The sequence below is a fragment of the Acidobacteriota bacterium genome, assembly GCA_016716905.1.
Classification (GTDB): domain Bacteria; phylum Acidobacteriota; class Vicinamibacteria; order Vicinamibacterales; family SCN-69-37; genus SYFT01.
This window is the reverse complement of record JADJUS010000004.1, coordinates 756,547-775,421: the sequence shown is the minus strand read 5'-3', so window position 1 is coordinate 775,421 and position 18,875 is coordinate 756,547. Positions and strand designations below refer to the sequence as shown.

The following is an 18,875-nucleotide window of genomic DNA, read 5'->3' as shown; positions in this document are numbered from 1 at the left end:
TCGATGCGCCCGCGTGCCTGGCTCGGAGTGCTGCTGGCTCTGGGCCTGGTGGCGATGATCGCGCCCGAGCCCCTGTGGGCGCACGGCGTGTCGAACCGGGATGCCGCGTTTGTACGCAGCGTCACCGGCGCCGTGCCCGCGCCGTTCATGTATCTGGGCGCCAAGCACATGGTCACGGGCTACGACCACTTGCTGTTCCTGGTGGGCGTGATCTTCTTCCTCTACCGCACCGGGGACGTCGTTAAATACGTGAGTTTGTTCACGCTGGGCCACAGCCTGACGCTGCTCCTGGGCGTGCTCGCGCAGGTGCCGGCCAACGCGTACCTCATTGACGCGGTGATTGGCCTGTCGGTGGTCTACAAGGGATTCGAGAACATCGGGGGCTTCGAACGTGTGATCGGATACCGCCCCGATGCGCGCGTGGCCGTGCTCGTGTTCGGCCTGTTCCACGGGTTTGGGCTCGCCACGAAGCTGCAGGAACTGTCGCTGCCGGCCAATGGCCTGGTCCCGAACCTTCTGGCGTTCAACGTCGGTGTGGAGATCGGCCAGGGTCTGGCCCTCATGGGAATTCTGATTGCGCTCACATACTGGCGCACGCGCAGCGGTTTCCTGCGACACGCGTTCGCGACCAACACAGTGTTGATGGCCGGGGGTTTCATGTTGATGGGGCACCAGTTGGCGGGATACGTGGTGAGTCGATGACTGCGCCACCTTCCACGCGTCGGATCCTCACGGCCGCAGCGGTGGCGCTGCTCGTCGCGCTGGTCGTTCTGGTCGTGGCGGTGCTGCCGGCTGAATACGGCATCGACCCGCTGGGCACCGGGCGAGCGCTTGGGTTGACGGCGTTGGCCGGCACCGATGAAGAGGCGGGGGCGGCGACTGCGAACCCGACCCAGGTCCTCGGTGTGAACACACCGCAGTCGGGCGTGTTGGCGCAGGACGTGTTCACCGTGGAGTTGCGGCCGTTCGAAGGCGTTGAATACAAGTATCGGATGGAACAAGGCGCGAGCCTGGTCTACACGTGGACCGCATCCACGGCCGTCACCTTCGATTTCCATGGAGAACCCGATGGAGCGCCCGCGCGCTATTCGGAGAGTTACGGCAAGGGCACCGCACCGACGGCCCAGGGGGTGTTCGTCGCCCCGAAGCCTGGCATCCACGGGTGGTTCTGGGAGAACCCCGGCGCAGGCCGCGTGACCGTCACACTCACCACATCGGGCTTCTACACGGCGTCAACGGAGTACCGGGACGGAGAAGTGCGTGAGCGGAAGTTCGGCGCCGTCGCTTCCGGCCTACAGCGACCGCAGGAACGCGAGTAGCGCCTGGAACTCGCGCCGGGACATCTGCTCCGCACCGCGGCGCGCGAGCGCGGCCTCGCCGGCATGGCGACGAATGGCGTCTTCGATGGTCGATGCCGATCCGTCATGCAGGAACGGGCGCCGCATCCGCAGTCCCCACAATGACGGCGTTCGAATCTCTCCGGCCTCTGCGGCGCCCTGCACGATGCCGTCGCCGGTGCCCACATCATGCAAGAGCAGATCTGAAAACAGGGCCACGGGCTTGCGATCGAACAGCGGATTTACGTTCGGTCCCGTCATCAGCACCGGCGTGTGGCAGTTGGCGCACCCGATGGACGTGAACAGCGTCTCTCCCAGCACGGCATCGGCGTCACCGGCCTCGCGCGCCACGGGCGCGAGCAATTTCATGAAGCTCTCGAAGTTGTCTACGCCGCGGCGGCGCGTGCGCGGGTCGCGAATGTCTTCGGGATCGGGAATGGGATCACACAGACGCATCTGGGCTGCGCTCACGCCCACGGACAGTTCCTGCGGGAACAAGTCGTTCGTGATGCCCATTTCGTTGCGGTAGGCATCGGCGCCGAACGTGAGGAGCGTGGCGTGTTGCGCCTTCCATCCGAAACGCCCGACACGGGTCTGACTGGTGCCGATGTCGCGGACAACTGCCGCCCGGCCGCTGACGCCATCACGATTGCGATCAAACGGATCGGCGAGCGCGAGAATCGTGTCGTCGGGAATGGCTTCGACGAGGCCGGCGCCAAACAGCGGAATTGGCATCCTGCGCGCCACAACAGTGGCGTCGGCCGGTAGTACGGCCTGGCACCCGTGGTTCGGAATCGAGAACAAATGAAAAAGCGTCTCGCCTGAAGGATCGAGCGGCACGAACTCACCCGCCGGCCCGGTCTTCGCTGCGCGCACTTCAGCGATCGGTGAGATGCCGCCAATCGCCGGCACGTTGTGGCACACCGCGCAGCTCGTCCCGTTGAAGGCCGGACCCAGGCCTTCTTCAGCCGATTCCACCTCCAGGAAGTCGTCGAGTCCCATCCGGAAGAGCTCGAACTCTGCAGCCGTGACTCCGGGCAGGGGATCGCCGGGTTGCGTGACGCGCTGGACTGCTGTGACCCACGCCGCGCCGAAGACGATGGCGCAGAGAGCGACAAGGCTGCCAAACCGGCTGAACACGAGGCCCCTCACTTGGTCACCACGATCACGCCGCGCATGAACGAGTGGCCCGCACCGCACGTGTGGGAACACTCGAAGGTGTATTTGCCGGGCGCATTCGGCGTGAAGACGACCGTCGCCTTCCCTTTGCCACGCTTGGGCACTTCCACGTTGATGTCAGTGCCCACAATGCGGACCCCATGGGTGGTGTCGTCACTGGTCACGCGCATTTCGAGGCGGGTGCCAACGGTGGTGCGAATCTCCGACGGCGTAAACGCGAAGCGCTCCGCGCTGATATCGATGACTTTCGCAGGTGACTGCGACCCGGCAACGGCGAGCAGGAGAAACAGGGCGATACGCATCAGAACCACCATCCCAGGCCAACGGCAAATGTATTGGGTGCGCCGATCGACGCGCTTCGATTGCGCAGCACGGTGTAGTCGAGTTTGACGGCGATGTCGGCGTCGGGCCAGTAGGTGGCGCCCAGCACCCACGCGGTTCGGTCGAACTCCTTCAGGGGCAGGTAACCTGACGCCATGCGGAACTGCGTATCGACGTCTTCGTAGCGCACGAACGCGCCGATGTCGCCAAACCTGGCGCCAGAGACTACGCGATACCCAGCCTCCACATACGCCCCGCGCATGGTCTTGGCCACGTTCGGATCGATACCGATCGTGCGACCAACCGCGTCGTTGAGTTCTGGCGTGTTGCTCGCCGACACCTGCGCGGCCTGGGCGCGAAGGTCAAGGCGTCCACGCGAGTACCTGGCGTCGGCTTCGAGCACATGGACCGGCACATCAAACCGCGGCCGGAACTCGAAGCCGGACTTCCCGGTCCAGAAGCTTGTGCCTACAGTGAGGCCACGCGTGCCGACGTATTCGACACGGCCGGTCGCCGCGACTTTGCCGAGGTTGGCGCGGCTCCCCTTCTGCCGTCCGTCGCGCAGTCCTTCTTCAGCCGTAAATCGCGCGGCATTGAGCGGAGCCATGAGAAACGCGCGGTACCGCCAGCCGCGGCCCAGTTCACCGTGCGCGCCCACACCCACATCAAACCAGGTGGTGGGAATGATGGCGGTGTCGAGCAGCGGACGCTCGACGCCGTAGAACACAGGCGGCTCATGGCGCTCGTTGATGATGCCCACCGGCACCAGCATCATGCCGGCGCGAATGTTGAAGGAACGCGAGAGCAGGAAGTCGATGTAGGCCTGTTCGAGTTCCAGTTCGCCCGCTTCCTCGAACCCTTCGACGAAGGCATGCGCGACCTCGAGTTCACCGACGAAACGGATGCGGTCGCTGTAGCGATGCGTGACCAGCAGGACAAATCGATGGAAGTCCAGCTCACCGTCAAGAAACTGGGTCTTGTTGTAGTGCGCTTCCATGTAGCCCGACAGCAGGGTCCGGGGCTCTTGCGGGGGCGGCGCCGGCGGTGGGGTCTGGGCTCGCGCCGGGCCGGCGAGGCCAGCGGCGAGCGCGAATCCGGCGACAATTCGGAGATATTTGCGTTTTTGAGTAATCAAAACATGAACATTGAACCTTCAAAATCGCTGATTGTCAACCACCGCCGTCCGTCACCACGATGACTCCGCGCAACATGTCCATACCGCAAGTGAAGGCGAGCTCGCCCGGGGTCCGCGCGGGAATGCGAATGGTGACCCGTTGGTTCAGCGGCAACGCGCGTCGAATGCCGAGGGCCGGAATCAGCACATCAGTGCCGCAGGTGTCCTCGACGCGGCGAATGAACACCAGGTCAACGGGCTGATGCGCGGGCACGGTCAGCCGCGCCGGACTCAATCCAGTTGAGGTGACCTCGATGACGCGGCGAGCCACTGCGGACTCGGGTGTGTCGAGTTCACGGGCCGGCGCCGGCACGACAGGCTGCGGCCAGCCCAGGCGGTCTCGTTCGGCGCGAAGGAAGAAGCTGCCGGTGCCGACCACGCGATCCCCCGGGGACACGCCCGATCGAACCTCCACGTGATCGCCGGAAGGGTCACCGAGCACAACCGGGCGCTCGACAAACGTGTGGGGCTGCCCAGGCACTTCGACGTACACCACCGAGACGGCGCCGAGCGTTTGAACGGCGGTCTTGGGCACTCGTGCGCGCGGAACCGTCGCCGACCCCGAAATGGTGGCGACGGCAAACATCCCGAAACGTAGCGCGGCGTCGGGGTTGCCCACCTCGATGCGCACGCGTGCCGTCCGTGTGTCTCGCGCCAGTTCCGGGTCGATGTACGCCACGCGGCCCGTCCAGGTGCGGCCACTGAACGCCTCGCTGGTGACGGTTACCGCCTGGCCGATTCGCACGGGACCGAGATCGCGCTCAAACACATCGGCCATCACCCAGACGTGGCGCACGTCGGCCAGCGTAAGAAGAGAATCGGCCTCTGCGACGTTCTGACCCGGATTCGCAGCGCGCCGAACGACCACGCCGCTGGCGGGTGCACGCACGTCGATCACTTCCGGCGCCGCCTCTCCGGCCGCGATGGCCGCGAGGCGCGCGTCATCCAACCCAAGGCGCACGAGCCTGGCGCGTGCCGTGTCCACTTCAGTGGAAGCCTGCACGAACTCGGCCTGCACGCCTTCCACTTCTTCCTGGCTGGCCGCGCCGATCTTCGCCAGTTGCTGCGTGCGTTGCTGCCGCCGGCTGACGGCATCAAGAGCCGCCCGCCCAGTCAGCCAGCGGCGCGCTTCATCAGTGAGCTCGGGACTTCGCAATCGCGCGACCGGCGCACCCGAGACGACAGCGTCGCCCAGCAGTGCGGACACGCTGACGACCGTGCCGCTGACGATGGGCGTGACTTCGACAGTGCGGTAGGCGTCGGGCTCCACCACACCTGGCACGCGCAAGGCACTGCCTTCGGTGGATGTGGTCACTGGCGACACGCTGATGCCGGCGCGGTTTACCGCCTCGGCGGTGAGAACAAGCGTCTGGCTGCCGGCGGGTGACTCGGCGGTGGCTGCGGGCGGTGCCTGCGGTGAAGCGGTGGCATCCGGCGGGTGAGACGACCTGTCGAGGAACAGATACATGCCCGCGGCGCCAGCCAGTACCAGGGCCAACCCTACTGTGATTCTCGCCATCATGATGCCACCCCCAACGCGCGCAGCAGGGCCGTCCGCGCATCAATCACTTCCCGCAAGGCCGCGGTGAAGGCCGACTCCAGTTCCAGATACCGGCGTTCTTCCTCGATCACATCGAACAACGTGCCGCGCCCCAGATCGAACGACTCTCGCACCACCGACAGATTGCGCCCCGCCAGTTCCATCAAACCGCCGCGATACAGGGCCACTGCGGCAGCCGCCGCGCTCTCACGAATGCGCGCGGCGTCGATTTCAGCACTCGCATCGAGCCGGCGGGCGGCGACACTCGACTCGGCCGCGCGCTTCAACGCGCCTGCGGCCGCAATCGCACCTTGCTGCCGGTTGCGCCACGGCAGTGAGACGGTGACGCCGAGCATCGCCTCGTGCATGCGGCTGCGATCGGCCGCCAGATCGAGTTGGCGCGTCATGTAGGCCGCATACACGCCGAGGTCGAATCGCGCCTCACTCGCGGCGCGCGCGCCCTCGGCCTGCGCGTGAATGACATCGAACTCCAGGACACGGATGTCGGGACGGGCCTCCAGGGCCTCCGGAGTTTGGCGCACGGCCACGGCCGGCAGGGTGGCGGCCACGACCTCGATGGGGAGCGCCAGTCGCAGGGGCACATCTGCCGGCATTCCGATGGCGGACTTGAGACCAGCCATGCCCTGGTCAACGGTCGACTGCCACGCGAGCACCTCGGCTTGCGCGCGCCGCCATTCGACATCGGCAAGATCGCGATCGAGCGGCCTCGCGGCGCCGGCTTCCGTTCGAGCTGCCAGCAGCTCGAACCGCGTCTTCGCGAAACGCGCGCGGCTGTCGGCGATCTCCAATTGGCGCACCGCGGCGAGTACACCGGCCGCGCGTTCGCGCACAACGGCGGCCCATTCGCGCACCTCGTCCTGCACCTTCGACTCGGCCTGGTGCACAAGATGGTCGGCGGCGGTGACTCGAGCATCGCGCCGGAACAAATCGAGTGGCCACGAGATGCCCAGCAGCGTCTGCGTTTCGATACCGCCGAACTGCTCGCGGCGTTCGACAGAGGCGCTCGGGTTCGGCCGCAATCCCGCCTGCTGCCGATCGCCCGCGGCGGCATCGATGCGCGCACGCGCGGCCGCAAGCGCCGGCGCGCGCTCAATGGCCATGGCCACGAGGGCGTCGATGGTCAGCCCCTCCTTCGGGTCCAGGTACTGCGCGGCGCGATTCGGCGGAGGCGGTGCCTGCGCGTGGACAGCGCCAGCCATGCCAGTCAACAGTGCAGCGCAGATCACAAACGAGGCGCGCCGAACGATCACTTGCGTCATCGGACTTCTCCATCAAAACTGGCGGACCGTCGCCCGCCTGGCCCCTGCCATTCAACCGACCACCGCCAGGTGCCCGCCATGCTGAACTCTGCCGAGCCATGGAAGCGCCCGGCCCCCGCGGCCTCAACCGCCACCGGTGCAGCCATCACCATTCCCGGCATCGCCATCGAGGCGGATACGCGGACGTCAGTGACGTCTGCGGGTTCGCCGGTCGATGCTGTTCGGAATTCGAGCCAGAACGGGCTGCGGCCCTGCGTCAGTCCGGTCTGGCCGTCTTCGGCAAGCAGGCGGACCTCGGTATCACCGACGGTTTGGGTGTGAAGGACCGTGAGGTTGGCTGGCGCGACGGTTGGGCGACCAAAGGTCCACCACGCAGCCGCAGCCAGGACGGCGACGAGCACCGCCCCACCCACAAAAAGACGTCGGGTGTCTTTTTCGGCGAAAAAGACACCCGACGTCTTTCTTTTGCCTGCTTTCAGGCCGGTTTCCTCACTGTCCTCTAAAAAGACACCCGACGTCTTTTCCGGGTGCTCTGGCGGCAACCCGCGGGAGCGCAGCCAGTAAAAGATCACGGGCGTCACGATCAACACGTGCAGCAGCGACGACACCATGCCGCCCAGCACTGGGGCGGCCAGCGGCTTCATCACTTCCGCGCCCGGGCGCGTGCTCCACATGATCGGGATCAGGCCGGCGACCACGGTCGAAACGGTCATGAGCTTTGGCCGCAACCGCAGGAGTGCGCCCTCCATGACCGCCGCGCGCAGCGTCTCGCGGGTCAACACACCGTGGCCGGCTGACGTCGCCCGGGCCACCGCGTCTTCCAGGTAAATCACCATCACCATGCCGGTCTGCACGGCAGTGCCGAAGAGCGCGATGAAGCCCACCCACACGGCCACCGAGAAGTTGTAGCCGAGCGCCCACACCAGGAAGACGCCTCCCGTCAGCGCAAACGGCACGGCCAGCAACACGTGCGCCGCTTCAGCCACCGAGTTGTAGGTGAAATAGAGCAACACAAAGATGACGATCAGGACGATCGGCAACACGATCAGCAACCGTGCACGCGCGCGCTCCTGGTTTTCGTACCGGCCGCTCCAGCCGACGAAGTATCCCGCCGGCATCGCGACACGTTCCGCGACCAGGCGCCTCGCCTCAGCCACAAAGCTGCCAACATCCCTTCCCTGCACATTGAGGAGGACCGTCGCGAGCACCAGCCCGTTCTCGGCCGCAATCATCGACGGCCCACGCGCAGACTCAATGGTCGCCACTGCCGCCAGCGGTACCTGCTGGCCGGTGGGTGTCATCACCGGCGTCTGCCCCACACCGGTGGAATCTGCCCTGAATTTTTCCGCGAGCCTCACCCGAATCGGGTAGCGCTCCCGGCCCTCAATCGTCATGCCGACCAGCGTTTCGCCAATCGCATACTCGATCACTTCCTGCACATCGGCCACCGACAGGCCGTAGCGGGCAGCCGCCGCGCGGTCCACGCGGATGTTCAGATACTGGCCGCTGGCCACCGGTTCCGGATAGACATTGGCCGCGCCGGGAACTGTATTCAGCACGGCGGCGATCTCGCGCGCGAGGCCGTCGAGTACATCGAGGTCCGCGCCAAACACCTTGACGCCGATCTCCGACCGGATACCGGTGGACAACATGTCGATACGATTGATGATCGGCATGGTCCAGATGCTGGTCACCCCCGGCAATTGGACGGCGCGGCTCATCTCGGCACGCAGCGATTCGGTGGTGACGCCTGGGCGCCACTGTTCGCGCGGCTTCAATTGCACGATCGTCTCGGTCATGTTTACCGGCGACGGATCAGTGGAGGTATCGGCGCGCCCCACTTTCGCCACCACCCCATGCACCTCGGGCAGGGCCGCGATCGCGGCATTCTGCGCTGCAGCAATCCGCGACGCCTCGGCCAGCGAAATGCTCGGGTCGCTGATCGGCATGAACATCAGGTCGCCCTCATCCAGGGCCGGCATGAACTCTGTGCCGATGCGCGTCGAAACAGCCAGGGCCGAGACGAACAGTACGGCAGCCGCAAGCAGTGTGGCGACCCGATGCGTCAGGGCCGTGCGCAGGGCCGGCTCATACACCCGTCGCAAGACCCGCATCACCGGGTTGTGGTCTTCGGCGTGCACCTTGCCACTCAGCAACAGCGTGCACAACACCGGCACCAGGGTCACAGCCATGAGCGTGGCCGCAATCATCGCAAACGTTTTCGTGAACGCGAGCGGATGGAACAACTTCCCTTCCTGGCCGGTCAGCGCAAACACGGGCACAAACGCGAGCACGATGATGGCCATTGAGAAGAATACGGGCCGGCCCACCAGTCGTGTGGATTCCTGCACAGCCGCGAACACGGCGACTCGATGTTTGGGATTGATGCCCTTTTGCTCGAGCGCGCGAAAGGCGTTCTCGGTCACCACAATTCCCGCGTCCACCAGCACGCCGATGGCAATGGCGATTCCCGCCAGGCTCATCAGGTTGGACGACATGCCCGTCACCCGCATCGCCAGGAACGACATCAGCACGGCCAGCGGCAGCGGCAACGTGACGATCAAGATCGACCGCACGTGCATCAGGAACAGCACATGGGCCAAGGTCACAAGCGCGACCTCTTCGAGCAGGGCGATGCGCAACGTGCCAATCGCGCGGTCGATGAGTCCCGACCGATCGTAAAAAGGCACCACGCGCACACCTGCCGGCAACCCCGGCGCTATTTGCGTCAGGCGCGCTTTCACGCCGGCGATCACATCGCGCGCGTTCGCCTCAGCGCGCATCACAATGACGCCGCCGACCGCTTCCTTGTCGCCCTTGATCAGCGCGGCGTTGCGGAACGCCTCGCCGACAGTCACATCGGCGACCTCCCCCACAAACACCGGCACACCGTCGTTCGATTTGACGACGATGTCTTCGACGTCCTTCAGGGATGCGATAAGCCCTACGCCTCGCACGATCGACCATGCGCCATTGGCTTCGAGCACGTTGCCGCCCACATTGGAGTTGCTGGCCGTCACAGCCCGCACGACGTCGCCCACCGACAAGCCGTATCCCCGCAGGCGCTCCGGATCGAGATTGACCTGATACTGCCGCACGGTGCCGCCCACCGAAGCCACTTCGGCCACGCCCGGCACGGCGTTGAGCTGATACCGGATGAACCAATCCTGCAGGCTGCGCAACTCGGTCAGTGAATGACGGTCGCTCTCGACGGTGTACCAGAACACGTGGCCGACGCCGGTCGCGTCTGGACCCAGCGTGGGCACCACGCCGTCGGGCAGGAGTTTGGTGACCAGGCTCAGGCGCTCGAGCACCCGCGTGCGCGCGAAGTACAACTCCACGTCGTCATCGAAAATGGCGTAGACCATCGAGAAGCCGAACGCCGATTGAGACCGGACGACGCGCACGCCTGGCAGGCCCTGCAGATTCGTCACGACCGGGTAGGTCACCTGGTCCTCCACTTCCTGCGCGCTATGTCCCGCCCAGTCAGTGAAGACGATCACCTGGTGGTCGGACAGGTCGGGAATGGCGTCCACCGCGCCGGTGCGCATGGCCCAATAGCCCCACGCGCCCAGCAGGACGTACACGGTGAGGACCACACCGCGATATCGCAACGACAATTCGATCAGCTTGTTCACCATGACGTGCCTTCCACTCGCGAACGCGTTCCCCGAGCAGAGAACGCGCGACATCACCGCGCAGGCAGAAGTGCCCGCACGGGTCGTTCACGACGGTGGTTGTGTCAGATGAGAAGGACGGACGTGCGCAGGAGCGGGGGGATCTGCCCCAGCGGAATCGTGGAGGGTGCCACGAGTGGCGCCACCAGACGGAGCGGCGGAGTGTAAAAGTGATCGGGCGCCGCGGGAGTTATCGATACCGCGCCACGGACAGGTGTTGAACCCCTGACCGGCGCGGGCTGACGTGTGTTGCCGACAGCGCAACACGGCATCGGTGCGCCGTCCTGGTGCCCTTCGGCGGCGGTCTCGCGAATGGTCTCGGGACAACACGCGTGACTGTCGGCCGGCGCCTGGGCCATCACACGCGCGACCGCCGGCGACACGCCTGTGACGAGGAGCGCACACAGCGTCACTGCGGCGGCTAACAGGCGAAATCGGCTCGGGGGCATCATCCTGACTCTTTGCAGGGTACATGGCCGCGAGGCCCGGTGGCCAGATCAATTTGCCGAAACAGAGACCTTTTTCTCTGCCGTCGGCAGGCGTAGACTACTGGGCCATGAAAGCACCCCAGCTGCCCACGGCCTTCGGAGTGATCAACCACGAAGAGCAGTACTCGATCTGGCCCCTCAATCGCCCAGTGCTTCCCGGATGGAAGTTCATCGGCAAACAGGGGACGGACCTTGACTGCCTGGCGCACATCAAGACCCTGCCTCGGCCGACGCGGCCTGTCGCGGCCCCGAACCTGCTCTTCGAGCTCACGGAACCTGAACTGGTAACCGCCCTCGCGCGCTATGCGCCAGACGCCCCGATCGCGCGTGTCCGCGAATTCCTGCGGCCGCCATTCCGCATTGAGCGATTCCCCAACATCGCCGGCGAGGTCGGCCCAACCGCCGCACCGAAGATCCTGGCGAGCCTCTGGGCTCAGGCCCGCCGTGGTGTGGCGCCAGAGGCACTGGCTCGTCACGTGGCTGCTGAAATGGAGCGCTACTCGGAAGCTTGGGAAGCGGAACAAGCGGCGGCCGGTGTAGACCTCGCTTTGCAAAGCCTCCCCGTTACACTTGGCGGCCCGGTCAAGTGCGGCCCAGCGATCCACGCCGACAGCGGCGCATTCCGCATCAAGCTCAACACCACGCGTTTCTGGGCCATCCTCGTCTCGTACGGGTCGGTCAGAGTGGATCACTTCAAGAAGAACAACAACGGGAAGTACAAGGACGAGAAGGCCGCTCGGCTTGAGGTCGTTGGGACGGCGTTCGTCGGCATCGCCGGCGGACCGGTGCAACCGGTCGAACTCGCGAAGGTCGAGACGAACGAGAAGAAGTGCAAGGCGGTCTTCACCTACGCCGGGTTGGCCGACATCCCCTTTGTTGAAGGCTGCGGTGGGGTCAGCTCCAATAGCCCGCTGTGGGCGTGCGCGTGCAGCGGCAATAACCCAGGTCAGACGCCGGATCTGGGCGGCGGATTCCCCGGCGGCGGTCCAGGGGGCGGCGGGCCCGGCGGCGGTATCGTGGACGGCGGCTAGCTCGCTCTAATGCACGTGGGCGCCCTTCGCCAGCGCCAGGTGGTGCTCGGTGTGATGGTCGCCCTGCACGAGCAGGCCGGCGAACCCGAGACCGCGGATGCGCGCGACCACGCCGGCATCACCGGCGGCCTTTGCCGTCACCGTGAGTCGGACCCCACCGGCGATCGCCGCAGTCGTGGCGCTCCACGCGGGCATCTCGTCGAGCATCGACGCGTGCGACACCACCATCCGCTTGATGGCGGCGGCCACACCAGTGTCGCCGGTCACGTCCATGGCCAACCCGTTCGGCACCTCTCGCGACTTCACGCGCGAGCGCAGGGTGACCATGTCCATGTCGGCCAGGTGCTGTCGCAGCGCCTCAAGATTGACCTTTGACCAATCGGTTTTCGGATCGGCTTCCAGCAGCTTCACGATCTCGCTGATGGCCGCAAACGCGGCTTGCCCACCCTGCGTGGGCTTCGGGCCGGCGTCATGCTGCATGTCTGGTGTGTGCTGCATCCCTGGCTTGTGTTGCATTGGCGCGGCCGGTGGCACCTGCGCTGCGGGAGGATTCTGCGCCGCGAGGCCCAGCGACACGACCAACACACATGGCACGGCCAACAACAGCGATCTGAACTTTGAAGGAATAGGCATATCGAGATATTACGCGACCATATACTTCCCGTGATGATTCCATCGTGGGGACTGCCGGGGCCCGGCACCAGGCGCTCGCGGCTCATCGCGCTCCTCGCGGTCAGGAACGGCATCCGCCACCTCCCTGGCTACCTGCGCAACGTGGCCCCGCAGGTGGACGGAATCATCGCACTCGACGACGGGTCGTCAGACGGTTCGGCTGAACTGCTCGCGGGCCACAGCGCGGTGATCGAGATCATCCACAGACCAGCCGACCGGCCCACGTGGGACGAAGTCGGAAACCATCGCGCGCTTGTTGCCGCAGCCTTGCGGCATGGGGCGGAATGGATCGTGTGTGTGGACGCCGACGAGCGCCTCGAGCATGAGTTTCGCCCGAGGGCTGAACGAGTGATCACGCGCGGATCGTGGCTCGGTTTGTCCGCGTACGCCATGCGACTCCGGGAGTTGTGGGACGCCCCCGACCAATACAGAGCGGATGGAATCTGGGGACGTAAAAGAGTGGTCCGGCTGTTTCGGGCGCGGAGCGACCACGAATTCGACCCTTCACCGTTGCATGGCGTGAAAGCGCCGCTGCAAGCCCGCGTCCGCGGCCGCTTTCCGAATGCGGATCTCCTGATCTACCACCTGGGCATGTTGCATTCCGACGATCGGCAGAACCGCCGCCGCCGCTACGAACATGCCGACCCTGGGCGCCGCTGGCAGGAAATCGGTTACGAGTACCTCACGGACCCTACAGGCCTCGAGCTCACGCGGGTGAGCGCCAGGCGCGGGTTCGTCGGCTGACCGCAGCAGGCTTGCCACCGACATTGAATATAGCTATGATAGCTATATCATGAATGCCAATATAGCCACTTTAAAGAACAGCCTCTCCCGCTACCTCAAGTCAGTGCAGGCAGGCCAGGAAGTGGTGGTGCTCGATCGACAGCAGCCGATTGCGCGAATTGTGCCTTTCCGGCAAGCGGCTGAGTCAGAGGGGACCGACCCGCTCGAAGCGATGGTTCAGCGTGGCTCGATCACGCACCGTGGCAACCCGGCGGACACGGCGGCATGGCTCAAAACCCGGACGCCGGCCCACCCCGCTGCGGGCAGCCCGGCACTGTCGGATGTGTTCCTGCAGATGCGCGGCGAGGAACCCTGGTGAAGTTCTGGGATACCTCGGCGCTGCTCCCGTTGTTTGTGGACGAGCCGGCCACCGAATCCTGCGCGGCGTTACTGTCGTCGGACCCCAGCGTGATCGTATGGGAAGGCACGAGCGTTGAATTGCTCTCGGCTCTCTCCCGCTACCGTCGTCACTCCTCCGGCTTCGACGACCTGTGGCCCAGTGTGCGTCACGAAATCCTGCAGCGATGGGTATCGTGGTCGCGCGTGGCAGACCTCGCCAAGGCGTCGCTCCGCGCGCAGCGACTGGTGAATGTCCACCCGCTCAAGGCCGGGGACGCATTCCAACTGGCCGCGGCCCTTGTCGCCTGTGAAGATCAGCCTCAGCGGATCGATTTCGTCACCCGCGACCAGACGCTGGCCGGCGCCGCGCGCCTTGAGGGATTTCAGGTCAGGGTGCCCTGAGGCGTACCTGGCGGCGTGGTCAAAGCGCCCATCGTATAGGCCACTGCGCCAACCATCATGAGCGGCCAGGATCGCATCAACACACGACGCTGAGCCGAGGGACTGCGAACCGACACATCAATCGCACTCAGCACGCCGAGCGGCCCTCGAAGCGCCACCCTGACGTTCCTGGGTCCGCGGCCTTCAAGCGCGCCCTGCATCCTGGCCTGCAACCGGCCGCGGCGGAACGCATCGCGCAGCATCTCGCGCCAGTTGGTGGGATACCGATGAGCCGTGATGGCGTCGATCGCCAGGACAGCGCGATCGCGTGCCTGGAACCGGGCATTGAACTCGGTATCTTCCCCGGCGCGCAAGCTCTCTTCAAAACGGCCATGCCGATCGAACAACCCGCGGTCGTACGACAGGCTGTAGAGCAGTTGCTGGCCGGGCCGTGTGACAGAAAGCCGTCGATTGTGCACGAGCAGCAGCGACGCCCAGGCTGTGGATGAGTACGGGAACGCGTTGGTCAGGACACTGGCCACGGCACCCGCGCCGGCACGATGCGCGCGCAGCCGCGCGGCGGCCCATCCGGGCGTTGCCACACAATCGGCCGCCAGGAACGCGACGTACGGCGCACGCGTGAGATCGATTCCGATGTTCCGCACCGCTCCCGGAAACAGACGATGGGGAACGGAATGCACCGGCACGCTGAGCCCGGCCGCCGCAAGGCGCCCGGCTGGATCACCGCCGCCTGAATTGACCACCACCACTTCGACCGGGATCTCCTGATCGAGCACCGAGCGAACGGCCTCCACCAGAAAGGGCTCGTCCTGATAGCTCAGCACGGCGCACGCCAACTCTGCGGTCATCGGTTCGCGTTCACATCCACCGTGCGCGTCCGCGGGCTGTGCCACAGGGAGGGTCTGCGCGCGAGGTGCAGGACAACCGCCGCGACCGCGCCCAGCACATCAAGGCCAAACACAATGGCGGTCGAAAAAAGAAACGACGGTATCTTCCAGTACACGCCGGCCTTGAGCAGCGCGGCGACAATCTCCAGGCCAGGAATGGCGAGATACAGGAATGGCACCCAGATGGGCACCGCGCCTGCAATGGCTCCGGCGACGGCAGCTGCGAACACGAGGCGGTCGCCATAGCCAATCGTCGAGACAGCCGATTCCAGCCGCTGCGCCCATGGCCCCCTTACACCCGGCCGCCAGCTCCCGAAAACGCCGCGCGACCACCGCACGTGCTGCCGCAGGTAGTCGTCCACGTCCGACACCACGATGTTGTCGGCGACGGCCGTCGCCACAAATCTGGTGCGGCCTCCCCTGCTGATGAGGGCGGCGCTGGTCGCCACATCCTCGCCGATGGGAACCATCGGGAATCCGCCGATCCTCCTCAGGGCGGTCATGCAATAGGCGGCGGCTCCCAGGGTGGGCGGGTTGAGCCCCAGCCGATCTGTTCCGGCCGAGGTGACGAGTTGATGCACCCAGGTGGTCACTGCGGCATAGCGGGTGACGATGTTGCGATCCGCGTTCGCGGGCCGCAGGTACGCCGCTGCGGCCACCACCCGTCCGTCGGCGAAGGGCCTGACCAGTTCCACCAGGAAGTTCGGCCGGGGCGCCAGGTCGGCGTCGAGCACAACCACCAGGTCCGTATGCGTCTCATCAAGCCCTGCGTTGAGCGCCGCGGGCTTGCCCGCGCGCTGCGGCAACTCCACCACTCGGGCATCGGACCGGCCGTTGGCCCATGTATGAAAGAGCGCGGGCGTGTTGTCGGTGCACCCGTCGCACACCAGGACGAACGAAAGTTCACCGTGTGGGTAATCGAGCCTGGCCAGCCCGGAGAGAAGTCGCTCGGCAGCCTCGGCCTCGTTCCACGCTGGCACCAGTACGGTTATCGACGGATGGTCGCTCAGGGTCGGCATCGGCCGCGACCGCAGCAGCGCCGCGACGAGGAAGACACCTCGTCGAAGGGACAACATCACCACGGCCGCGATCACGGCCGCTTCGAATACCAGGCTCATCCTCGGTTTCCCCAGATACGGCGGAGAAGGGATCGGCGGCGGATGAGAATCATCTTGCCGTCCCGGGTCTCCGGCTCGAACTGGCTGAACGTATGCAACTCCCAGTCCACCCGCACAGCCGAGACGGGCCCAAGCGCACCGGCGTCCGAGAGCCTGACCAATGCAAGATCGTCGAGTAATTTTGAAAAGTCGAACCCCTCCTGCAGCAGGCGTCGAATGAATGTTTGCTGCCGCTCGATTCGGTCCATGTCCGGGAACTTCGGGGGTAGTGTATCTGCGCTGCGCCTGGCCCCAAGCCACTGGTGGATGCGCTCGCCTTCGAGCGTCTCCTCCGGGGGATCAAACTGCACGAGCTTGCGGCCGTCCTGCAGCCTGAGCCTTGGCAACATCGGATACCAATAACGTCGCGTCCGGTCCACGGGAACTGTAATCCGAAGGGTGCTGAGTGCCCGTTCGACCGCTGAACGTTGCACCACCACACTCGATTCGACGGGCCATCCCCACTCGCCCAGCGCCGCGCACAACAACTCGTGCCCGCCACGCTGGTACGCCGTGTTGATCCGATCGCCAACCACGTCGGTCCAAAGGTCTCGTGGGATCCACACCAATCGTTGTCGCTCTGCATCGACCACGATGATGTTGTCGGTATTTGCCGTCCAGCTGTCGCTGTCCATGACGCACACGGCAGTGATGCGCGGCGACGCCTGCTGCGCCACTCAGCGATACCCCTGCGCCTGCATGCCGAACAATTCCGCATACAGTCCGCCCGCGGCCACGAGTACGTCGTGGGTCCCCACTTCCAGGACCTCGCCCTGGCGCAGCACGACGATGCGATCGGCCATGCGAACGGTTGAGAATCGATGGGAGATGATCACCGCGGTGCGACCCGCCATCAACTCCGAGAACCGGAGGAAGACGTCGTATTCAGCGCGGGCATCAAGCGCCGCGGTCGGTTCGTCGAGAATCAGCGCCTGGGCGTCGCGGGCGTAGGCACGCGCCAGCGCGATCTTCTGCCACTCACCGCCCGAGAGCTCAAGGCCGCCGTCGAAGCGCCGGCCCAGCATCTGTCCCCATCGCCCGGGAAGCCGCGGCAACAGTGACGAGGCCAGGGCATTGTCCGCCGCGTCGCGAATCACCTGCGGCACGGCACGGTCCCCGTCGGATGGACGCTCCGCGTCAAGATACGGCGCTGTCTCGTCGATCGCCCCCACGCCGATGTTTTCGTCGAACCGGAAATCGTAACGAACGAAGTCCTGGAAGATCACACCGATCGCCCGCCGCAAGGAGGCCAGGTCGTAGTCGCGCACGTCGATGCCGTCGAGGAGAATCCGCCCTTCGGTGGGTTCGTACAGCCGCGCCAGCAACTTCGCCAGCGTGGTCTTGCCGGCGCCATTTTCGCCCACAAGCGCAATCCGCTCGCCGGGCCCAATCGTGAGGTTCACGTGGCGCACGGCCCATCGATCGCTGCCGGCGTATTGGAATCCGACGTCCTCGAATACGAAGCCCTCGCGGATCGGGGTTGGCACAGGTGGCGCACCCGGCTTGGACGCGATGGTCGGCTTCATTTCGAAGAATGCAAACAGGTCGTGCAGGTAGAGGCTTTCTTCGTAGATTGAAGTGGCGGTGGAGAGGAGGCTCTGGACGAGGTCGCGCCCACGAGCAAACGACGCGGCAAGAAACGTCAGAGACCCGACAGTGATGGCGCCCGCCACTGTCTGCGAAATGATGATCAGGTAGGCCGCGTAATACCCGGCCGTGCTGACCAGCGACAGGGCGGCGCTGACCCCGGCGCGACGAATTCCCAGTTGGCGATTCTCGCGGAACCACATCTGCGACAGCCGCTGAAATCGCCCGACCAACCAGGGCGCCAGGCCGAAAAGCTGCACCTCCTTGGCGGTGGCGTCGCTGGCTCCAACGTAGCGCAGGTAATCAAGCTGTCGTCTCGGCTGCGTCCATCGGAACATCAATGAATACTGGAGTGCGGCGAACCGTGTCTCTGCCAGAAATCCGGGCAAAATCGCCACGACGAGCAGGACCACCAGCCACGGATTAAACGCGAGCAGCGCCGCGCTCAACGTCAGCAATGTGATGAAACTCTGCCCCACACCGAGCAGGTTCGAGAGCAGGCCGATGCGACCAATCGTCTGCCGACGGGCACGCTCGAGATGGTCGTAGAGTGTGGGATCCTCGAACTTCGCCAGGTCGAGTGTGGCGGCGTGCTCCATGAGGCGCACGCTGATGCGAATGGTGAAGAGATCGGACAACAGGCCGTCCACCACCATGGAGGCACGTGACAGCAGGTCGCCCGCCACGACAATCGCCACTTCCAGGAGCACGAGCGGCAGAATCGAATCCCATCCGGAGCCCGACTGCTGCGCGGCGATGACGCCGTCGATGATCAGCTTTCCCACCCAGAGCGCGGCAATGGGCACCAGGCCGCGCACGATGCGCAGCAGTCCCATGGCGAGCGCATAGCCGCGGTGTGTCTCCCAGACCAGCCGCACCAACCCGCGCAGGTACCCCAGTGCGCGCACACGATCGCGCCATGTGGGTGGTGTGGTGTCCGAGCCGATCGCAGTGCGGTGGCCCCGGGAGGCGGTTGGGGCTGTCATCAATGAGTGCGCACGTCGATCCTATCAGGTAGACT

Annotated in this window: 18 protein-coding genes; 6 read left to right on the top strand and 12 right to left on the bottom strand. The window is 65.4% G+C overall.

Annotation, left to right across the window (positions count from 1 at the left end; genetic code table 11):
* Positions 1–3 precede the first annotated feature (3 nt).
* Together IPL75_07370 and IPL75_07365 are read left to right on the top strand one after the other, a co-directional pair.
* Positions 4–702: a HupE/UreJ family protein gene (locus tag IPL75_07370; protein MBK9240077.1), complete on the top strand. Its 699-nt coding sequence runs from the start codon at positions 4–6 to the stop codon at positions 700–702.
* Entirely contained in the window at positions 699–1,319 is a 621-nt protein-coding gene (locus tag IPL75_07365) for a hypothetical protein (GenBank protein ID MBK9240076.1), read from the top strand. Before IPL75_07370 ends, IPL75_07365 begins: the two co-directional genes overlap by 4 nt.
* Here the strand turns inward: IPL75_07365 and IPL75_07360 are convergent.
* The 7 genes from IPL75_07360 to IPL75_07330 all read right to left on the bottom strand — a co-directional run bounded on the left by IPL75_07360 (position 1,293) and on the right by IPL75_07330 (position 10,960).
* A complete protein-coding gene (locus tag IPL75_07360; protein MBK9240075.1) occupies positions 1,293–2,489 on the bottom strand; it encodes a hypothetical protein in 1,197 nt (398 codons plus the stop codon). The two genes, IPL75_07365 and IPL75_07360, sit on opposite strands and share 27 nt — an antisense overlap.
* Entirely contained in the window at positions 2,486–2,818 is a 333-nt protein-coding gene (locus tag IPL75_07355) for a cupredoxin domain-containing protein (protein ID MBK9240074.1), read from the bottom strand. Before IPL75_07355 ends, IPL75_07360 begins: the two co-directional genes overlap by 4 nt.
* Entirely contained in the window at positions 2,818–3,972 is a 1,155-nt protein-coding gene (locus tag IPL75_07350) for a hypothetical protein (GenBank protein ID MBK9240073.1), read from the bottom strand. The genes IPL75_07355 and IPL75_07350 overlap by 1 nt, the downstream gene beginning before the upstream one ends.
* Before the next feature lie 34 nt (positions 3,973–4,006).
* The gene (locus tag IPL75_07345; protein MBK9240072.1) at positions 4,007–5,533 is read right to left on the bottom strand and encodes an efflux RND transporter periplasmic adaptor subunit; all 1,527 of its coding nucleotides are present in this window, start codon (positions 5,531–5,533) and stop codon (positions 4,007–4,009) included.
* The gene (locus IPL75_07340) at positions 5,530–6,831 is read right to left on the bottom strand and encodes a TolC family protein (protein MBK9240071.1); all 1,302 of its coding nucleotides are present in this window, start codon (positions 6,829–6,831) and stop codon (positions 5,530–5,532) included. Before IPL75_07340 ends, IPL75_07345 begins: the two co-directional genes overlap by 4 nt.
* Positions 6,828–10,472 carry a CusA/CzcA family heavy metal efflux RND transporter gene (locus tag IPL75_07335; GenBank protein ID MBK9240070.1) on the bottom strand — a complete coding sequence of 1,215 codons (3,645 nt, stop codon included), beginning with the start codon at positions 10,470–10,472 and terminating at the stop codon, positions 6,828–6,830. The genes IPL75_07340 and IPL75_07335 overlap by 4 nt, the downstream gene beginning before the upstream one ends.
* A 101-nt stretch (positions 10,473–10,573) precedes the next feature.
* Positions 10,574–10,960 carry a hypothetical protein gene (locus IPL75_07330; GenBank protein MBK9240069.1) on the bottom strand — a complete coding sequence of 129 codons (387 nt, stop codon included), beginning with the start codon at positions 10,958–10,960 and terminating at the stop codon, positions 10,574–10,576.
* 104 nt (positions 10,961–11,064) lie between these two features.
* Between IPL75_07330 and IPL75_07325 the strand changes: the two genes are divergently transcribed.
* Positions 11,065–12,027 carry an MbtH family protein gene (locus IPL75_07325; protein MBK9240068.1) on the top strand — a complete coding sequence of 321 codons (963 nt, stop codon included), beginning with the start codon at positions 11,065–11,067 and terminating at the stop codon, positions 12,025–12,027.
* Between the two features lie 6 nt (positions 12,028–12,033).
* Here IPL75_07325 and IPL75_07320 read toward each other — a convergent pair whose 3' ends face one another.
* Positions 12,034–12,660, bottom strand: coding sequence for a hypothetical protein (locus IPL75_07320; GenBank protein ID MBK9240067.1), 627 nt, complete (start codon positions 12,658–12,660; stop codon positions 12,034–12,036).
* 33 nt (positions 12,661–12,693) lie between these two features.
* On the opposite strand from IPL75_07320, the gene IPL75_07315 reads away from it, so the two are divergent.
* The 3 genes from IPL75_07315 to IPL75_07305 are packed head-to-tail and all read left to right on the top strand — an operon-like array spanning position 12,694 to position 14,223.
* The gene (locus IPL75_07315; GenBank protein ID MBK9240066.1) at positions 12,694–13,443 is read left to right on the top strand and encodes a glycosyltransferase family 2 protein; all 750 of its coding nucleotides are present in this window, start codon (positions 12,694–12,696) and stop codon (positions 13,441–13,443) included.
* A gap of 49 nt (positions 13,444–13,492) precedes the next feature.
* Positions 13,493–13,801, top strand: a complete 309-nt coding sequence (locus tag IPL75_07310; GenBank protein MBK9240065.1) for a type II toxin-antitoxin system Phd/YefM family antitoxin — start codon at positions 13,493–13,495, stop codon at positions 13,799–13,801.
* Positions 13,798–14,223, top strand: a complete 426-nt coding sequence (locus IPL75_07305; protein MBK9240064.1) for a type II toxin-antitoxin system VapC family toxin — start codon at positions 13,798–13,800, stop codon at positions 14,221–14,223. Before IPL75_07310 ends, IPL75_07305 begins: the two co-directional genes overlap by 4 nt.
* Here the strand turns inward: IPL75_07305 and IPL75_07300 are convergent.
* The 4 genes from IPL75_07300 to IPL75_07285 are packed head-to-tail and all read right to left on the bottom strand — an operon-like array spanning position 14,205 to position 18,840.
* Positions 14,205–15,071, bottom strand: coding sequence for a glycosyltransferase family 2 protein (locus tag IPL75_07300; GenBank protein ID MBK9240063.1), 867 nt, complete (start codon positions 15,069–15,071; stop codon positions 14,205–14,207). The genes IPL75_07305 and IPL75_07300 overlap by 19 nt on opposite strands.
* Positions 15,068–16,228, bottom strand: a complete 1,161-nt coding sequence (locus IPL75_07295) for a glycosyltransferase family 2 protein (GenBank protein MBK9240062.1) — start codon at positions 16,226–16,228, stop codon at positions 15,068–15,070. The genes IPL75_07300 and IPL75_07295 overlap by 4 nt, the downstream gene beginning before the upstream one ends.
* Positions 16,225–16,944, bottom strand: a complete 720-nt coding sequence (locus IPL75_07290; protein MBK9240061.1) for an LCP family protein — start codon at positions 16,942–16,944, stop codon at positions 16,225–16,227. Before IPL75_07290 ends, IPL75_07295 begins: the two co-directional genes overlap by 4 nt.
* Positions 16,945–18,840, bottom strand: coding sequence for an ABC transporter ATP-binding protein (locus tag IPL75_07285; protein ID MBK9240060.1), 1,896 nt, complete (start codon positions 18,838–18,840; stop codon positions 16,945–16,947). It lies immediately after the preceding gene.
* Between the last annotated feature and the right edge of the window lie 35 nt (positions 18,841–18,875).